The following is a 16661-nucleotide window of genomic DNA, read 5'->3' on the forward strand; positions in this document are numbered from 1 at the left end:
GGCGGCGGCTTGATGTATTGGGTCTTTCAGCAAACCAGAGTCGCGGGAAATGTCAAAGCCGCCAAATCTCCCCGAATTTTCGGTGGAAACGGATGGGAACGAGGTCCGCGTGCTGTTGCGCGGCGCCTGGACCATTTCCGCCTCCCGCGCGCTGGAGGAAGCGGCGCAAAACCTCGTCGGCGCGGCCGGAAGCGCGCGCAGCGCCCGAATCGATTTTACCGGCGTCAGCCGCCTCGACACCGCCGGCGCCTGGCTGATCGACAAGGCGCGCCAGAAAATGGCCGCCGCGGGCGTGGCGGCGGATTTCGACGGGGTCGGTCCGGAAGACGCCATTTTGCTGCGCGAGGCGGCGTTCCGGCCCTTCGAGGCCGACAAGGCGCCCCGCTCCAACCCGCTGATGGACATGCTGGTCGCCCTGGGCGTGTGGAGCGGCTGGATCGGCCGCCAGATTTATGGCGGCGTCTCCTTTCTCGGCGAACTCGCCTTCACCGCGCTCAAGGTGCTGGTCCGGCCCAAGGCCATGCGGCCGACCTCGATGGTGTTTCACCTCGAAAATTTCGCCCTGCGCGCGGTGCCGATCATCGCCACCATGAATTTTCTGGTCGGCTGCATCGTGGCGCAGCAGGGTATTTTTCAACTGCGTCGCTTCGGCGCCTCGACCTACGCCACCGACATGCTCGGCATTCTGGTGCTGCGCGAAATGGGCGTGCTGCTGACCTCCATCATGGTCGCGGGCCGCTCGGGCTCCGCCATCACCGCCGAACTCGGCTCGATGAAGATGCGCGAGGAGATCGACGCGCTCAAGGTGATGGGCGTTTCGCCGATGGAAGTGCTGGTCATGCCGCGCATGATGGCGCTGATCATCGCCCTGCCGCTCCTCACCGTCATCGGCGATTTTTCGGCCCTGTTCGGCGGGATGGTCACCTCCTATCTCTACAATGGCGTGAGTCCGCAGGTGTTCGCCGAGCGCCTCCAATACGCCATCGGCATGCACACCTTTCTCGCCGGATTGATCAAGGCGCCGTTCATGGCGATGGTGATCGGCATGATCGCCACCATCGAGGGGTTCAGGGTCGAGGGCTCCGCGGAATCCTTGGGGCGCCGGGTGACGGCGTCGGTGGTCAATTCGATTTTCATGGTGATCTTTCTCGATGGACTCTTCGCCATTTTCTTCGCCGCCATCCGCTACTAGAGCGGACAGCGCGCCGATCATCCGCGTGCGCGGGCTGGACGTGGCCTTTGGCGCGAAACAGGTGCTGAAGGGCCTCGATCTCGATGTCGCGCCCGGCGAAGTTTTGGGGTTTGTCGGCGGGTCGGGGCAGGGCAAGTCGGTGCTCACCCGCACGATCCTCGGCCTCAACCGCAAACAGGCCGGGACCATCGAAGTTTTTGGCGAGAACCTGGATCGCATGTCGCCGGGCGGCCATCGCGCGCTGGAGCGGCGCTGGGGCGTGATGTTCCAGGGCGGCGCGCTGTTTTCCAGCCTGACGGTGCGCCAGAACATCCAGGCGCCGATGCGGGAATATTTAAGACTGTCGCAGGGGCTGATGGACGAACTGGCGTCGCTGAAACTCAAGCTGGTCGGCCTGCCGCAGGACGCGGCCGAAAAATTCCCGTCGCAATTGTCGGGCGGCATGGTCAAGCGCGCGGCCCTGGCGCGGGCGCTGGCGCTCGACCCGGAACTGCTGTTCCTGGACGAGCCGACCTCCGGCCTCGATCCGATCGGCGCCGCCGAATTCGATGACCTGATTGCCACACTGCAGAAAACATTGGGCCTGACCGTGTTCATGGTCACCCATGATCTCGACAGCCTCACCTCGATATGCGACACAATTGCGGCCTTGGCTGATGGCCGGGTGATCGCTCACGGGCCGCTCTCCGCCATGCTCGCCTCTGACCACCCGTGGTTGCGGGCTTATTTCCATGGCAAGAGGGCGCGAGCGGTCGTGACGGCGGATGAACTTTTGGGTGCAAGCGGCCTGGATGAGCCAGCCATGACCGGCGACGGGAGCTGACGCGCATGGAGACGCGCGCCAATTACGCCTTGATGGGCCTGTTCACGCTGGCGGTGATCCTCGGCGGCTTCGGTTTCGCCTGGTGGTTCGCCAGTTCGGGCAAGACCACGGCCACCCGAAGCTACCAGGTCTATTTCACCGGATCGGTCTCCGGCCTGTCCACCGGCGCCTATGTCCTGTTCAACGGTTTGCGCGTCGGCGAGGTGCGCGACCTGGGCCTGCGTCCCGACGATCCCAGCAAGGTTTATGCGATCATCGAGGTGGACGCGCGCACGCCGGTCAAGGCCGACACCAGGGCCCAGCTCGAATATACCGGCCTCACCGGCGTCGCCTCGGTCGCCCTGCTCGGCGGCGCCAAGGACGCGGTGGCGCTGGCGCCGAATTCGGTGATCGACGGGGCGCCCTCGCAGATGCAGGACCTGATGTCCGCCGCGCAGCGGCTGGCCGGCAAGATCGACCTTTTCGTCGAAAAGGCGAACCATCTCGTCGACGCGAATTCCGACAGTCTCACCGCGACGATCAAGAACGTGCAGACGATGACCGCCTCGCTCTCCGAGGCCGCCGACGGCATTCGCAACGTGGTCAAATCAGTGGACTCGGAAAAGCTGCGCTCCATGCTCACCAATGCCGACAGCGCCATCGCCAAGCTCAACGGGCTGCTCGGCTCGGGCGGCGGCAAGACGGTGCTCACCGACATTTCCGACGCCGCCAAGAGCATGCGGAAGCTGGCGGACTCCCTGGCCGATTTTTCGAAAAACGGCTTGAAACAATATGAAAGCCTGGCCGTCGACGGCCGCCGCACGCTGGAAAGCGTGGACCGGGCGGCGCGCCGGCTGGAAAAAGACCCCCAAAGCCTGTTGTTCGGCCCCAAGGAGCCGCTTCCGGAATATCGTGGACGGTAAATTGTGACGCGCGCGCCCCTCTATGTCCTGGCTCTGGCGCTCGCTCTGTCGGGCTGCGCCGCGACGCCCAGAAGCTATGATCTGAGCGCCGCGCCCGGCCGCTCCCTGGCGCGGGGAACGCTGGCGCTCGACATCGTGCGTGTGGAGCCGCCGTTCGACGGCGACGCCATCGTGATTCGCACCACCGATGGGCTGGAGCGCCTTGGCGGCGCGCAATGGGCCGACGGCCTGCCGCGCCTTGCCCGCAGCCGTGTGGCGGAGAGCCTTGAAAACGCGGGGTGGCGGGTGGGCGACCTCGGCGGCGTCCGCCTGCGGGTGGAAATCCGGCGATTCGAGATCGATTCTCTGACGCGCGAGGCGCGGGTCGAACTGGCGGCGCAATTCGCCGGCGGCGCCGCGCGGGTGTTCGTCGCCAGCGAACCCGTGGCCGAAATTTCCGGCGCGCAGCCGGCCATGGCGCTCGACCGCGCTTTTACCCGCGTGCTCGGCGATCTCGCGCGCTGGACCGTGTCGGTCCGCTAAACTTTTGATCAAGAAAAGAAAACGCCCGCCGGGGGGAGGGTCCGGCGGGCGCATCTGCGAATCGGGGGGATGCCCTCTCCCGATCGCTGGGAAAACTTACCCGAACGTCATCTCGTTGGGTCACGCAATATTGATGGCGCCTGAACCATTTGCAAACCCCTATTTTTTGCATTGCAGCATTGCGCGGCGCGCATGAAGCGGGTGTTGGGACGGGGTTCGCTATCGATGAACTATAATCCACATTCCTGTCGTCATTGCGAGCGAAGCGAAGCAATCCAGGACCGTCGTCCTGTAGAGCTTTAAGATTTTGTCGCAAACTCGATAAGCTCGTCGCCTGCGCGAATTCTGGATTGCTTCGCTTCGCTCGCAATGACGGCGGAGGGGAGTCGAAAATCAAGAATAGCGCGGATATGCATTACGGCATTGCTCGCCTTTGCGCCGCCTCCTTCAAGAAACGTCCGGTGTGCGAGGTTTTCGATTTCATGATCGCCTCAGGCGGTCCCTGGGCGACGATGGTTCCGCCGCCGTCTCCCCCTTCCGGCCCCATGTCGATCACCCAGTCGGCCGTCTTCACCACGTCGAGATTGTGCTCGATCACCACGACGCTGTTGCCCTGCTCGACCAGCTCATGCAGCACTTCCAGCAGTTTTCGGACATCGTGGAAATGCAAGCCGGTTGTCGGCTCGTCGAGAATATAGAGCGTGCGTCCCGTGGAGCGCCGCGACAGCTCCTTCGACAGTTTGACACGCTGGGCCTCGCCGCCGGACAGAGTTGTGGCCTGCTGGCCGACCTTCACGTAATCGAGGCCGACGCGCGAAAGAGTCTTCATCTTGTCGCGGATCGACGGCACCGCCTTGAACAGCTCGCCGGCTTCCTCGACCGTCATATCGAGCACATCGGCGATGCTCTTGTCCTTGTAGCGGACTTCCAGCGTCTCGCGGTCGTAGCGCTTGCCCTTGCAGACGTCGCAGGTGACATAGACGTCGGGCAAAAAGTGCATCTCGATTTTGATCACGCCGTCGCCCTGGCAGGCCTCGCAGCGGCCGCCCTTGACGTTGAAGGAGAAGCGGCCGGGACCGTAGCCGCGCGTCTTGGCTTCGGGCAGGTTGGCGAACCAGTCGCGGATGGGGGTGAAGGCGCCGATATAGGTGGCCGGGTTGGAGCGCGGCGTGCGGCCGATCGGCGACTGGTCGATGTCGATGACCTTGTCGATGTGCTCCAGCCCCTCAAGGTTGTCGAAGGGGGCGGGGTGCTCCAGCGCGCCGTTCAGCCGCCGCGCCACCGCCTTGTAGAGCGTGTCGATGATCAGGGTGGATTTGCCGCCGCCGGAGACGCCGGTGATGCAGGTGAACAGGCCGAGCGGAATTTCGACATCGACGTTGCGCAGGTTGTTTCCCCGCGCGCCAAAAAGTTTCAGGACGCGGTCGGGGTCCGGCTTGCGTCGGGTCTTGGGTGTCGCCACCTGCTTGCGGCCAGTCAAATAATCGCCGGTGAGCGAGTTCGGGTCGGCCATGATCTGGGCCGGCGTGCCCTGCGAGACGATCTCGCCGCCATGCACGCCCGCGCCCGGCCCGACGTCGACGACATAATCGGCGATCAGGATGGCGTCCTCGTCGTGCTCCACCACGATCACGGAATTGCCGAGATCACGCAGCCGTTTGAGCGTTTCCAGCAGCCGGGCGTTGTCGCGCTGGTGCAGGCCGATGGAGGGCTCGTCGAGCACATAGAGCACGCCGGTCAGGCCCGAACCGATTTGCGAGGCCAGGCGGATGCGCTGGCTCTCGCCGCCCGACAGCGTGCCGGAATTGCGCGACAGCGTCAGATAGTCGAGGCCGACATCGACCAGGAATTTCAGGCGTTCGTCGATCTCGCGCAGGATGCGAGCGGCGATTTCGTTGCGCTTGCTGTCGAGCTTTTGCGGCAGTTCGGAAAAAAATCTTTGCGCGTCGCGGACCGAAAGCTCTGAAATCTCGCCGATGTGCTTGTGGTCGATCTTGACCGCGAGCGCTTCGGGCTTGAGGCGGAAGCCGGAACAGGCGTTGCAGGGTTTCGCCGTCATGTAGCGGCCGATTTCCTCGCGCGACCAATCGCTTTCCGTCTCGATAAAGCGGCGCTCGAGATTGCGGATCACGCCCTCGAACGGTTTTTTGACTTCATAGGAGCGGTTGCCGTCCGAATATTGGAACAGAATGTCCTGGTCGCCGGTCCCGTAAAGAATCATTTTTTGGGCGATGGGCGGGAGTTTGGACCAGCGGTCCTCAACGCGGAACTTGAAGGCGCGGCCCAGGGCTTCGAGCGTCTGGCCGTAATAGGGCGAGGGGGATTTGGCCCAGGGGGCGATGGCGCCCTTTTTCAGCGTCAGTTCGGGATTGGGGACGATCAGGTCGGCGTCCACCTTCTGCTCAAAGCCGATGCCGCCGCATTTCGGGCAGGCGCCAAACGGATTGTTGAAGGAAAACAGCCGCGGCTCGATCTCGGGGATGGAAAAGCCGGAGACCGGGCAGGAGAATTTGGAGGAGAACACGATGGGGTCTTTGCTCCCCTCGGCGAATTCGACCACGGCGATGCCGTCGGCCAGTTCGAGCGCGGTTTCAAAACTTTCGGCGAGCCGGGCGGAAATGTCGGCGCGCACGACGATGCGGTCGACGACCACGTCAATGTCGTGCTTCAGCTTTTTGTCCAGCGCCGGGGCGTCGGCGATGTCGTAAAACTGGCCGTCGATCTTCACGCGCTGAAAACCGCGTTTTTGAAACTCGGCGATTTCCTTGCGATATTCGCCTTTTCGGCCGCGCACCACCGGCGCCAGAAGGTAGAGGCGGCTGCGCTCGGGCAGGGCGAGCACGCGGTCCACCATCTGGCTGACCGTCTGGCTTTCGATGGGCAGGCCGGTGGCGGGCGAATAGGGAATGCCGGCGCGCGCCCACAGCAGACGCATGTAATCGTGGATTTCCGTCACCGTGCCCACGGTCGAGCGCGGGTTTTTCGAGGTCGTCTTCTGCTCGATGGAAATGGCCGGCGACAGGCCGTCGATGTGGTCGATGTCCGGTTTCTGCATCATCTCCAGAAATTGCCGCGCATAGGCCGAGAGGCTCTCGACATAACGGCGCTGGCCCTCGGCATAGATGGTGTCGAAGGCCAGCGAACTCTTTCCCGAGCCGGACAGGCCGGTGAAAACCACCAGTTTGTCGCGCGGAATGGTCAGGTCGATGTTTTTGAGATTGTGCTCGCGCGCGCCGCGCAGCGAGATCACCCGGCCCTCGCCGATTCGCAGCGCCACCTGTTCCGGCGTTTCCGCCGCTACGGCGACCGCCTTGGGCTTGCGGGCGGGGGCTTTCTTCTTCGACGTCTGATCCATTTGTCCTTCCGGCGGCTGTGCTCGACTATTTAACCCGAGCGCGGGTTTTTTCCACCCGCTCAGCCGCCGTCAGGGACGATCATTGAACGGGACAGGAACGAATTGCATGCGCAATTCGATCCAGTCCCGCCGGATCATACGATTTCCGAAGGATCAATTCGGAAATCGTATTCCGCTCGCGCGGAAATCCGCCCTTCGCCTGAAGGATTTCCGCGCGATTTCGTTTTCGCGGATCGCGAAGCGATCTTGCGGAAACCGTATCAGTTGTGGACCAGCCCGTGCGGCAGGCGGGCGGTGAGGAAGTAGAAGCTGCCAATGGCGCCGAACAGGAAGATGAGCGCGGACAGCCAGCCCATCGCGTTCGTCGTCCCGTCGAGCGTTCCCATCACCGCGACGATGACGCCGGCCGAATGGGCGAAGCCAGAGGGGGCGAGGACGTGACGCAGGTCGGCCTCGTCATGAAAATCCTTGGCGAACCAGGCGATCATCGCCCAGGCGAGCAAGGCGACGCCAAAGAAGCGCGACATCAGGGCGCTATGGGGCGACACTTGCGCGCCGTAGATGCTGGCCATGGTTGCGGGAGCGAGCAATTCCCCGATCCCGAACAAAAGGCCGATGAGCGAAATGATGGTCAGGAAGGTTTTGACGGACATGGCGCAACTCCGTGTGACGCCGGCCTGTTTTGCGCCGGCGAACTGCCGCCTGAACCGTTTGACGGATGGTCGGGTTCCTCCCGGTTTGGCGCCTCCCGCGAAATTGATTGGCGGCCTCGGGAACCGCGCCGCCTCGTGGCGGTGTGCGCCTCGTGTTAGTATTCGGACAGGAAACACTAGGATTCGAGAAGGACGACGCCATGCTTTCCACGCCGAGAGCGCCGGTTTCCTGGGGGGAACTGATCGACAAGATCACCATTTTGGAAATCAAGGCGGATGAAATCGACGATCCTGCCGCAGTCGCGCATGTGCGGGAGGAGTTGCGGCTCCTGCAAGACATTGAAGGCGCGACGCGCACTCATGCGGCCGCGGGCGAACTCGCCGCGCTGAAAAACGACCTGAAAGCGGTGAATCTAGCGCTGTGGCGGATCGAGGACGCGATTCGCGACAAGGAGCGCGCCAAAATTTTTGATGGCGCGTTCATTGAACTGGCCCGGTCGGTTTACCAGCGCAACGACGAGAGGGCGCGACTCAAGCGGCGTATCAACGAGGTCACGGGCTCGCAGATCGTCGAGCAAAAAAGCTACGCGGCCTATTGAGACCATGACCTCCTGGCAGGTTTTCGCCGTCGGATCGGCTTTTTTCGCCGGTCTCACCGCCATTTTCGGCAAGCTTGGCGTCGAGGGTCTCAATTCGAACCTCGCCACCCTGATCCGTACGGTGGTGATCTTCTTCGTCACCGCCGCCATCGTCACCTGGCGACACGAATGGCTCTGGCCGCAAGGCGCCAAACTGCGTCCGGTGGTTTTTCTGCTGATGTCCGGGGTGGCGACCGGATTTTCGTGGCTGTTCTATTACCGCGCGCTGCAAATGGCGCCGGCCTCGCTCGTCGCCCCCATCGACAAGCTCAGCGTCGTCTTCGCCATCGCGCTGGCGCTTGTTTTCTTGGGAGAGCCCCTGACGCCACGACTCGCCGTGGGCGGCGCGCTGGTGGTCGCCGGCGTGCTGGTGCTGGCGTGGCCGGCTGGCAGCTGAAGCCCTTTTTTAGCGCGAGCGCATCATCAACAGCGGCATGTCCGCGTGCTTGAGAAGATCATGGGTGACGCCGCCGAAGATCGACTCCCACAGCGCCCCGTGCCTGTAGGCGCCCGTGAGCAGGCAATCGCCGACCCCCGCCGCCTCGGCGAGCAGGTCAAGGCCGACGCTTTTTTCTTTCCGCTCCAGCCGCCGGATTTCGACGTCGAGGCCGAGGCTGGCGAAAAACGCGCGCGCGCTGACGTCGTAGGGCGCGGCGCCGGCCTTCGCGGCCCAGAGCACGGTGATGCGTTCGGCGCGCCGGAGCCAGCGCAGGGCGGCGACGATGGCCTGTTCCGCGGATTTAGCCGGCTTCCAGCCGATGGCCACGCGCGTTCCGACGGTTCTATCGGCGCGGGCCTGGCGCGGCGCGACGAGCACCAGGCGATGCGCGTGGAACAGCGCGCTGTGCAGGGCGTCGGCGGCGTCCATATGGGTGGGGCGGCCGATGACCAGAAGATCGGCTTTCGTCGATTCCAGCACCACATTGGCGTCGATGTCGCCCTCGTCGTCGCGCCAGTGGATGTTCGGCGCGTCGGGCCGCGAGGCGAGGAAGGTGTCCAACACCACCTTGATGCGCGCCGTCCGCGTGTCCGGGCCGCCCTCAAAAATGTCGCGCAACTGCTGGAGGTCGCTCTCTTCCGCGGAAACCTGGGTGTGCCTGGGGTCGAACCCGACGTGGACCGCGCAATACTGCGCGCCAAAACCCTGGCCGGCGGCGACCGCGCATTGCAGCGTGGACAAGGCGGTCTCCACTTCGGGAAGCAGCGCGCAAATGCGAAATGCTCCGGGCGCCTCTGACGTTTCGATCATCGCCGGTCTCCCTCGGGGTTTCCAAGGACGCCCAGCAGTTTACTCCCGGTTTTCCATTATGGAAAATGGCCAGCCGGCGGATCTCGCGCGCGTCAATGAAGAGTCTGCAAGATCTCGCGGGCGATATCGGTCAGTTCGCTCTTGCTGTTCGGCTTCACAAAAGTCTTGGTCGCCCCCAGCGCCATGGCCGCGGAATGCACGGCCTGGTTCGCCGTCGTCGTCAGCACGAAAACCGGCAGTTCGCCGAAGCCGAGCGATTGCCGCAGAGCCTTCAGGGCGCTCATGCCGTCGAGCTTCGGCATGTTCAGGTCGAGGATCACGGCGACGGGCAAGTCCGCGAGCATTCTTTTCAGCGAAACCAGGGCCAGGGCGTCGGCGCCGTTGTCGACGCTGCCGCATTCGATCTCCTCGCCGGTCTCCCAGCCCACCCTCCTGAGGACGCTCATCATCAGGAACACATCGTCCTCGTCGTCATCCACGATGAGAATAAAGGGAGACTTTTCAGGAACGGCGCAATCGAACATTGGGTTAGCCTTCGATTGAAAAGAAGTCGAGCGTGGTCTCTGCCGAATTACAACCTGCTTGTTGTGCCTGACCTTAAGGGAAAGCGCAAATGCAGAGTTATGGGCGTGACGGCGATTGCCTGGAAATCGATTGCAAGGTTGCAAGGGCAGGCGCCGTGATGGCGCGTGAGCCGGGGCGCGAAAAGGGCTTCGAAGCCGCGAAAAGGGCTTCGAAAAAGAAAGGGACCGCCCGGGCGGAGCGGTCCAAGTCTGGGAGGAAACGCCCATGAAAATGGGCATCTGCGACGTGAAGTCACACTCTCCTTATAGCAGAGGGGACGAATCGGCCGTTTGATCCAGCGCAATCGGGGCCCGGAACAGGCGGCGCAGATTGTCGCAGGCGCCGCGCGGGGCGCGATCACTCGTGGTCGTGCTCCTCCTCGCCGTGATGGCGATGATGGCGATGGTGGTCATGCGGCATGGCCGCGAGGGTGACCGGGTCGAACTTGCCGTGGAGGCGCTCGCCGCGCTCGTTGGAGGCGTGAACCAGATAGCAGCCGTCCTCGACGCGAATGGCGATCTCGCGCCAGCCTTCGGCTTCAAGCTTTTTCTGAAAAGTCTCGCGCGGCTGCCAGTCCGACAGCGGCGCCGAACACCAGGTGTCCGCCGAGGCGACGCCAAGAGCTGCGGCGAGGACAACAATGGCCGCCAGGGCGACGCGCATCAAAGACTCCTTTCTCCCGTGGGAGGCTAACGCGGCGATCTGACATTGACCTGAACGGACGCGCGCGAAAAGCAGTCCGCTTTATAGTAGATTTGTGCGGCAATTGGAGGGGGACATGCGTATCTTGCTGGTCGAAGACGATGCGGTCCTGGGCGCGGCGGTGCGCGACCAGGCGGTCGCCGACGGCCATTCGGTCGATTGGGCCCTCCGCCTGTCCGACGCGCGCGACGCGCTGCTGTCCGCGCCCTATGATCTCGTGCTGCTCGACCTGATGTTGCCCGACGGGCGCGGCCTCGATTTCCTGAAAAGCCGTCGGCAGGCTGGCGATGTGACGCCGTTTGTCGTGCTGACCGCCCTCGACCAGATCTCCGACCGCATCGACGCGCTCGACGCCGGCTCCGACGATTATCTGATCAAACCCTTCGACCTCTACGAGCTTTCCGCGCGCATCCGCGCGGTGTCGCGCCGCTATTCCGGCAATCCCAATCCGCTGGTGGTGCTCGGCGAGCTGGAAATCGATCTCGCCAATTGCTCGATCCGCCGCGCCGGAAAATCGGTGCAATTGACCCGGCGCGAATGGTCGCTGTTCGAGGCTTTTGTCCAGCGCCCCAACCAGCTCATGTCGAAATCGCAACTGGAGGATCGGCTGTATTCGTTCGACTCCGAAGTCGAGAGCAATACGATTGAGGTTTACATCGGGCGTCTCCGGCGCAAGCTCGGGGCGCAGGTCGTCGAAACCGTGCGCGGCCTGGGATATCGCTTGGGCAAGGCGGAGGAGCGGTGAGCGCCGGCTGGAGCCTGCGACGGCGCCTCGCTTTGGCGCTCACGGGGGCGGTGTCGATTCTCTGGCTCGCCGGGGCGGCGACGGCGGCTTTCATGCTGCAACGCGAAACCGACGACATGTTCGACGGCGCGCTGCGCGAGGTCGCCGAGCGCGTGCTGCCGCTCGCCTATGCCGAACTTTTGGCGCGCGAGACCACCGAAGCGCAGCGGGTGGCGCCGGTCGGAAAAAAGGCCGAATACATCGCCTATGTCGTGCGCGACGGCGCCGGCAAAGTTTTGTTGCACTCCACCGACGCCGACCTTTCGAAATTCCCGGAGCATCCGCCGTCCGGGTTTTTTTCCACGCAAAACCTGCGCGGCTATTCCGTGTCCGGGGTCAAGGGGACCATTTCCGTCACCACGGCGGAAAATCTCGATCACCGGCGCAGCGCGGTCCGGCGCTCCATCGCGGCGCTGATCGGGCCGCTGCTCGCCGTCGCCCCGGCCATTCTCGTCGCCGTCTGGGTTTTCGTCACGATAGCGCTGAAACCGATCGAACGGTTCCGCGCCGAGCTGGAAAGCCGGGGGCGCGGCAATCTCGCGCCGCTTTCCGGCGAAAACCTGCCGCGCGAGGTCGCGCCGGTCGCCGGGGCGGTCAACGCGCTGATGTCCCGCCTGAGCGACGCGCTGCAAGCGGAGCGCAGTTTCGCCGCCAACAGCGCCCATGAACTGCGCACGCCCATCGCCGCCGCGCTCGCCCAGGCGCAAAGGCTGACGGCCGAACTCCAAGACCCCCCGCGCGAACGGGCGCGCGCCATCGCGGCGGCGCTGCGCCGGCTGGCGCGTCTGTCGGAAAAACTGCTGCAACTGGCGAAGGCCGAGGGCGGCGGGCTGGTCGCGCCCGCGCCAAAACCCCTGGCCCCCGTGTTGCGTCTGGTGATCGACGACATGGCGGACCACGATCGGGATTTTGCGCTCGATGTCGAGGGCGGCGGCCCGGTCTCCGATCTCGACCCCGACGCCTTCGCCGTGCTCGCCCGCAACCTGATCGAGAACGCCGTCAAGCATGGCGATCCCGATGCGGCCATCGCGATCCGCTTGGCGCCCGACCGGCTCGAAGTCGTCAACCACGGCGCCGTCGTGCCGCCGGAAAAACTCAAGCTGTTGATGCGGCCGTTCGAGCGCGGGCCGACGCGCGCGGAAGGCTCGGGACTGGGGCTCGCCATCGCCGCCTCGATCTGCCGGGGCGCCGGCTTGCGGCTCGAATTGGCCTCGCCGGCGCCGGGCGAAGCGGACGGTTTTTGCGCTTGCGTGCGCTTTCCAAGCTGACAGCGAGCTGAACGGGTTTTCGAGCCGGTTTCAGGTCGGCGTCAGGCGGCGGCGCGATCCTGCTCTCATCGTAAATCGAGAGCCCGATCCATGATGAAAAAAACGATTGCCGTCGCCGCGTTGCTGATGACGACGGCTTGCCTGCCGAGCTTCGCCGCCTCCGTCGAGGCGCCTCCCGCCGCCGAAATACCCTCCGCCGTTCGCCTCGCCCTGTTTGATGATTGGCGCGGCGAGCATCGCCATCATCGCCGCCACCACGATGACGATGATGACGATGAGGACGAGCATCACGGCCATCATCATGGCGCGCATCATGCCGAGCGCGGTGGCGCAAACCGTCCGGCGGACCCCAACGCCCCCAATGCGCCTGTTCCCGACAACGGCGTCTTCAAATCCCGGCCCAAGGTCGACGTGCAGTGAGGAGTTTTGAGATGAAACGCGCGCTCCCCGCACTCGCCGCCACGGCGGCGCTCGTTCCGACGCTCGCGCAGGCGCGGAACGTCACGCTGGAAACCACGCTCAAACCCTACGGCGGCAATGGCGCCTATGTCGCGCTCTACCTCACCGACGCCGCAGGAAAATACAAGGGCACGCTGTGGATGGCCGGCGAGAAGTCCAAATATTACCGCCATCTCTCCGATTGGGCGCGCGCTTCGGGCGCCCGGACGGCCGAAATCGACGGGATCACCGGCGCGAGCGTCGGCTCCGGCAAGACGCTGAAAATCAGCGTCGATATCGCCGATGCGTTGATCGACGCGGGGTATAAGATTCATGTCGACACCTCCGTCGAGGACGGCATGGACAATCCGTCTGAAGTGGTCGCGCTGCTAGATGCCGCCTCATCCGGCAAGGTGTTGAACGGCGAGGGCTATGTCAAAGCGTTCAAGGTGACGTTCTGATGCGCCGTTTCCATGCCATCGCAGCGCTGGCCGTCGCGCTGCTGCTCCTGGTCGTCGCCTCGACCGGCGCGCTCCTGTCGCTTCAGCCGGCGCTCAATCGCGTCGCTGATCCCGCGCTGACGCCGGGGGTGAGCGTCGCCCAGCTCGCCGACGCCGTCGCCGCGCGCCATGTCCGCGTCGATGCCATTCGCATCGGCCGCGACGGCGCGGCGACCGCGAGTTTTAATGACGGCGCCGGTCGGGAGACCGAACTGATCGATCCGCGCAGCGGCGAGGGGCTCGGGGCCTACACAGCGTCGCCCTTCTTCCGGTTCGTCACGGACTTGCACCGCTCGTTCTTGTTGGGCGACGGCGGCCGGGTGGCGGTCGCGCTCACGGCGCTGGGGCTGTTGGCTCTGTCCCTCACCGGCTTCGCGCTGCTCGCGCGCAGCCTCGGGGGTGTTCGAAAAATGTTCCGGCCCATTCGCGGCGACCGGACGCGTCGGCTGCATGGCGAAATTGGCCGTTTGGCGCTCGCGGGGTTTTTGGTGTCGTCATTGACGGGTGTGGTTCTCGCCGCGATGACATTTGACCTCGTTCCGTCGTCGAACCGCGAGGCGCCCGATGTTTCCGCCAGCGGCGGCCCTGCGGCGCCGATCCGCACGCTGAGCGGGTTGACGGCGGTTGACGTCGCCGATTTGAAACTGTTGAAATTCCCGGGAGCTTCGGGCGTGTTCCTGATGCGCTCGGACGCCGGCGAGGCGACGGTCGATCCCGCCACCGGGGCGGTGCTGTCCTTCGTCGTGACGGCGCCCGAAGTTCGGATGGAGCAATGGGCGCTGGCGCTGCACGGGGCGCACGGGCTTTGGGCCTTTGCGCTGCTGCTCGGCGTCTGTTCGGCGGGCGCGCCCGTTCTCGGCGCCACCGGCTTGCTGCTGTGGCGGCGCCGGCGCGCCCATGGCGCCACCATGCCGGAGAATGCTGCCGCGGAAATCGCCGACACGATCATTTTCGTCGGCAGCGAAAACAACTCGACCTGGGGTTTCGCAAAATCCCTTTCGCGCGCGCTGGCCGCCAAGAATTTTGGCGTTCATGTCGCCGCGATGAACGAAGTGGGGCCGCGCCATTTGCGGGCAAAGCGCTGGCTTATCCTGACCTCGACCTATGGCGATGGCGCCGCGCCGACCTCCGCGAAGAAATTTCTGGAGCGGCTCGCGGGGCTTGACGCCCGCATTCCCGTCGCGGTGCTTGGGTTTGGCGATCGCAATTTCCCGCAGTTCTGCGGCTATGCGCAGCGCGTCGCCGAGGCGTTTTCCTCGCGGGTCTGGCCGCTGCTCTTGCCGATGAAGCGGATTGACCGGCGCTCGCCGCAGGAATTCGCGCAATGGGCGCGCGGCCTTGGCGATGCGCTTGGATGCGCGCTTGTCGTCGAGCACATCGCCGAGCGTCCCGAGACGCAGGATTTGGAGCTGATCGGCCGCGAGATTTATGGCGAGGCGGTTGGCGCGCCCGTGGCGATCCTGCGCTTCGCCGCCCCGATCCTTCCCGAATTCGCGGCGGGCGATCTGCTGGCGGTGCAGCCGCCCGGCAGCGACATGCCCCGGTTCTATTCGCTGGCCTCGTCGACCCGCGACGGCATGGCGGAAATCTGTGTGCGCCTGCAAGCCGGCGGCCTGTGCTCGACTTTTTTGCATGGCCTCACACCCGGCGAGCGCATCGCGGCTTTCGTTCGGCACAATCCGTCCTTCCGGCCGGCGAACGGTTTTGGGCCGCTGATTCTGATCGGCGCCGGCGCCGGGATCGCGCCGCTCGCCGGGTTTGTCCGGGCGAACCACGCCGGCCGCCCCGTGCACCTCTACTGGGGCGGCCGTTCGCCCGCCTCGGATTTTTTGTATGAGCACGAACTGGCGCAAAGCCTCGCCGACAGGCGGCTCACCACCCTGCGCACCGCCTTCTCCCGGCACGACGGCGCGCCCGCCTATGTGCAGGACCGCGTCGCCGCCGACGCGCACAGTCTTCGCGCGCTCATCGCCGAGGAGGCGCAGATTCTGGTCTGTGGCGGTCGCGACATGGCCCATGCGGTGCGCGAGACGCTGGACAGGATTGTGCGGCCGCTCGGGCTCGATCTCGCCACTTTGAGAACGCACGGAAGGTATCTCGAAGATGTCTTTTGAGACGTTGCGCCGCCGGGCGCTGAATGGCCCGGCCATGGGAGCGCGCTGGTCGGCGGTTTTCCATGCGCCGGAAAATTTCGACGACGGCGCGCTGGCGCTGGCGCTGCAAGAAGCCCTCGAAGCCGTCGAACTGCAAATGTCGGCGTGGCGGCCGGAGTCCGATATCGAACGGTTCAACCGCGCGCCGCCTGGGGTCTGGCGCGCGCTCCCCCAAAATCTTCTGACAGTGCTGGAGGCCGCGATGGAGATCGGCGCGCTGTCCGGCGGCGCCTTCGACATTGGCGTCGGCGATCTTGTCAACGCCTGGGGATTGGGCGCGGGCTCGCGCACGCCCGATTCGACAATGCCTGTCGGTTACACGGCGCCCACTCTCCAGATCGACATGAGGGGTTTGAGAGCGCGAAAATTTTCGCGGCAGCGCCTCGATCTCTCGGGCATCGCCAAGGGGTTTGGCGTCGACGAACTCGCGCGGGTGATGCGCGCATTCGGCCTCTCCTCCTGGCTGGTCGGCATCGACGGCGAGATGCGGGCTTGCGGCCACAAAGCGGACGGACGGCCCTGGGCGGTCGGCCACGAACGGCCGGGACGCGACGCGCGCGAACTGATGGGCGTGATCGCATTACAAGACTGCGCCGTCGCGACGTCAGGAAATTACCGGCATGTCGTCGAGGTGGAGGGACACACCCTGTCCCACACCATCGATCCCCGGCGTGGCGCGCCTTTGGTTAACGACCTCGCCTGCGTCAGCGTGCTCGCGCCCAGCGCCATGGTCGCCGACGCCTGGGCGACGGCCCTCATGGTGCTCGGCGCCGAGCAGGGGGTGAGGCTTGCGCGGCGTCTGGGGCTTGAAGCGATCCTTGTCGCCAACGCCGGCGACCTCGTGATGTCGCGGGACGACGCGCGGGCCGGCGCCTGACCTTGCCCGGTGCAACCTTGAAATTGCAGGCGTTTCAAGGC

At 64.8% G+C, this 16661-nt stretch carries 17 protein-coding genes; 11 read left to right on the forward strand and 6 right to left on the reverse strand.

What is annotated here, in order from left to right:
- Positions 1 to 49 precede the first annotated feature (49 nt).
- From GJ654_RS04485 to GJ654_RS04500, 4 genes are read left to right on the forward strand one after another with little or no spacing between them, the layout of a single operon-like run.
- Positions 50 to 1192: an ABC transporter permease gene (locus GJ654_RS04485; protein WP_155444919.1), complete on the forward strand. Its 1143-nt coding sequence runs from the start codon at positions 50 to 52 to the stop codon at positions 1190 to 1192.
- On the forward strand, positions 1152 to 2015 hold the full coding sequence (locus tag GJ654_RS04490) for an ABC transporter ATP-binding protein (protein WP_155444920.1): 864 nt from the start codon (positions 1152 to 1154) through the stop codon (positions 2013 to 2015). The genes GJ654_RS04485 and GJ654_RS04490 overlap by 41 nt, the downstream gene beginning before the upstream one ends.
- A 5-nt stretch (positions 2016 to 2020) precedes the next feature.
- A complete protein-coding gene (locus GJ654_RS04495; protein WP_155444921.1) occupies positions 2021 to 2917 on the forward strand; it encodes an MlaD family protein in 897 nt (298 codons plus the stop codon).
- A gap of 3 nt (positions 2918 to 2920) precedes the next feature.
- Positions 2921 to 3439: an ABC-type transport auxiliary lipoprotein family protein gene (locus GJ654_RS04500; protein WP_155444922.1), complete on the forward strand. Its 519-nt coding sequence runs from the start codon at positions 2921 to 2923 to the stop codon at positions 3437 to 3439.
- A gap of 415 nt (positions 3440 to 3854) precedes the next feature.
- Here the strand turns inward: GJ654_RS04500 and uvrA are convergent, their stop codons facing one another.
- On the reverse strand, positions 3855 to 6794 hold the full coding sequence (uvrA, locus tag GJ654_RS04505) for an excinuclease ABC subunit UvrA (RefSeq protein ID WP_155444923.1): 2940 nt from the start codon (positions 6792 to 6794) through the stop codon (positions 3855 to 3857).
- 260 nt (positions 6795 to 7054) lie between these two features.
- A complete protein-coding gene (locus tag GJ654_RS04510; RefSeq protein ID WP_155444924.1) occupies positions 7055 to 7447 on the reverse strand; it encodes a hypothetical protein in 393 nt (130 codons plus the stop codon).
- A 200-nt stretch (positions 7448 to 7647) separates the two neighbouring features.
- On the opposite strand from GJ654_RS04510, the gene GJ654_RS04515 reads away from it, so the two are divergent.
- Positions 7648 to 8046, forward strand: a complete 399-nt coding sequence (locus tag GJ654_RS04515; RefSeq protein ID WP_155445265.1) for a DUF6165 family protein — start codon at positions 7648 to 7650, stop codon at positions 8044 to 8046.
- Positions 8047 to 8050: 4 nt separating this feature from the next.
- On the forward strand, positions 8051 to 8482 hold the full coding sequence (locus GJ654_RS04520) for an EamA family transporter (protein ID WP_155444925.1): 432 nt from the start codon (positions 8051 to 8053) through the stop codon (positions 8480 to 8482).
- A gap of 9 nt (positions 8483 to 8491) precedes the next feature.
- Here GJ654_RS04520 and GJ654_RS04525 read toward each other — a convergent pair whose 3' ends face one another.
- The 3 genes from GJ654_RS04525 to GJ654_RS04535 form a co-directional block, all read right to left on the reverse strand.
- A complete protein-coding gene (locus tag GJ654_RS04525) occupies positions 8492 to 9334 on the reverse strand; it encodes a universal stress protein (protein ID WP_155444926.1) in 843 nt (280 codons plus the stop codon).
- A 92-nt stretch (positions 9335 to 9426) separates the two neighbouring features.
- Positions 9427 to 9858, reverse strand: coding sequence for a response regulator (locus GJ654_RS20745; protein ID WP_196305432.1), 432 nt, complete (start codon positions 9856 to 9858; stop codon positions 9427 to 9429).
- Between the two features lie 397 nt (positions 9859 to 10255).
- Positions 10256 to 10561, reverse strand: coding sequence for a PepSY domain-containing protein (locus GJ654_RS04535; RefSeq protein WP_155444928.1), 306 nt, complete (start codon positions 10559 to 10561; stop codon positions 10256 to 10258).
- Positions 10562 to 10676: 115 nt separating this feature from the next.
- Here GJ654_RS04535 and GJ654_RS04540 point away from each other — a divergent pair, with 115 nt between their 5' ends.
- Positions 10677 to 11345, forward strand: coding sequence for a winged helix-turn-helix domain-containing protein (locus tag GJ654_RS04540; RefSeq protein WP_155444929.1), 669 nt, complete (start codon positions 10677 to 10679; stop codon positions 11343 to 11345).
- A complete protein-coding gene (locus tag GJ654_RS04545; RefSeq protein WP_264586129.1) occupies positions 11342 to 12652 on the forward strand; it encodes an ATP-binding protein in 1311 nt (436 codons plus the stop codon). Before GJ654_RS04540 ends, GJ654_RS04545 begins: the two co-directional genes overlap by 4 nt.
- 30 nt (positions 12653 to 12682) lie before the next feature.
- On the opposite strand, the gene GJ654_RS04550 is transcribed toward GJ654_RS04545, so the two are convergent.
- A complete protein-coding gene (locus GJ654_RS04550) occupies positions 12683 to 12967 on the reverse strand; it encodes a hypothetical protein (RefSeq protein WP_155444930.1) in 285 nt (94 codons plus the stop codon).
- A 116-nt stretch (positions 12968 to 13083) separates the two neighbouring features.
- Here GJ654_RS04550 and GJ654_RS04555 point away from each other — a divergent pair, with 116 nt between their 5' ends.
- Genes GJ654_RS04555 through GJ654_RS04565 form a run of 3 tightly spaced genes read left to right on the forward strand, consistent with a single transcriptional unit; the run spans position 13084 to position 16620 of the window.
- A complete protein-coding gene (locus GJ654_RS04555) occupies positions 13084 to 13551 on the forward strand; it encodes a DUF2271 domain-containing protein (protein WP_155444931.1) in 468 nt (155 codons plus the stop codon).
- Positions 13551 to 15704, forward strand: coding sequence for a PepSY domain-containing protein (locus GJ654_RS04560; protein WP_246664603.1), 2154 nt, complete (start codon positions 13551 to 13553; stop codon positions 15702 to 15704). The genes GJ654_RS04555 and GJ654_RS04560 overlap by 1 nt, the downstream gene beginning before the upstream one ends.
- Complete coding sequence (locus tag GJ654_RS04565; protein ID WP_246664604.1) at positions 15694 to 16620, forward strand: FAD:protein FMN transferase; 927 nt, start codon at positions 15694 to 15696, stop codon at positions 16618 to 16620. Before GJ654_RS04560 ends, GJ654_RS04565 begins: the two co-directional genes overlap by 11 nt.
- Positions 16621 to 16661 lie beyond the last annotated feature (41 nt).

Source organism: Rhodoblastus acidophilus, assembly GCF_009720655.1.
Lineage (GTDB): Bacteria > Pseudomonadota > Alphaproteobacteria > Rhizobiales > Beijerinckiaceae > Rhodoblastus > Rhodoblastus acidophilus_A.

Excerpts from the sequence above, each read along its gene's own strand:
- GJ654_RS04555 (WP_155444931.1), top strand. The coding sequence starts at position 13,084 with ATGAAACGCGCGCTCCCCGCACTCGCCGCCACGGCGGCGCTCGTTCCG.
- GJ654_RS04490 (WP_155444920.1), top strand. The coding sequence starts at position 1,152 with ATGGACTCTTCGCCATTTTCTTCGCCGCCATCCGCTACTAGAGCGGAC.
- GJ654_RS04535 (WP_155444928.1), bottom strand. The coding sequence starts at position 10,561 with ATGCGCGTCGCCCTGGCGGCCATTGTTGTCCTCGCCGCAGCTCTTGGC.
- uvrA (WP_155444923.1), bottom strand. The coding sequence starts at position 6,794 with ATGGATCAGACGTCGAAGAAGAAAGCCCCCGCCCGCAAGCCCAAGGCG.
- GJ654_RS04495 (WP_155444921.1), top strand. The coding sequence starts at position 2,021 with ATGGAGACGCGCGCCAATTACGCCTTGATGGGCCTGTTCACGCTGGCG.
- GJ654_RS04550 (WP_155444930.1), bottom strand. The coding sequence starts at position 12,967 with ATGATGCGCGCCATGATGATGGCCGTGATGCTCGTCCTCATCGTCATC.
- GJ654_RS04560 (WP_246664603.1), top strand. The coding sequence starts at position 13,551 with ATGCGCCGTTTCCATGCCATCGCAGCGCTGGCCGTCGCGCTGCTGCTC.
- GJ654_RS04515 (WP_155445265.1), top strand. The coding sequence starts at position 7,648 with ATGCTTTCCACGCCGAGAGCGCCGGTTTCCTGGGGGGAACTGATCGAC.
- GJ654_RS04565 (WP_246664604.1), top strand. The coding sequence starts at position 15,694 with ATGTCTTTTGAGACGTTGCGCCGCCGGGCGCTGAATGGCCCGGCCATG.
- GJ654_RS04540 (WP_155444929.1), top strand. The coding sequence starts at position 10,677 with ATGCGTATCTTGCTGGTCGAAGACGATGCGGTCCTGGGCGCGGCGGTG.
- GJ654_RS20745 (WP_196305432.1), bottom strand. The coding sequence starts at position 9,858 with ATGTTCGATTGCGCCGTTCCTGAAAAGTCTCCCTTTATTCTCATCGTG.
- GJ654_RS04520 (WP_155444925.1), top strand. The coding sequence starts at position 8,051 with ATGACCTCCTGGCAGGTTTTCGCCGTCGGATCGGCTTTTTTCGCCGGT.
- GJ654_RS04485 (WP_155444919.1), top strand. The coding sequence starts at position 50 with ATGTCAAAGCCGCCAAATCTCCCCGAATTTTCGGTGGAAACGGATGGG.
- GJ654_RS04525 (WP_155444926.1), bottom strand. The coding sequence starts at position 9,334 with ATGATCGAAACGTCAGAGGCGCCCGGAGCATTTCGCATTTGCGCGCTG.
- GJ654_RS04510 (WP_155444924.1), bottom strand. The coding sequence starts at position 7,447 with ATGTCCGTCAAAACCTTCCTGACCATCATTTCGCTCATCGGCCTTTTG.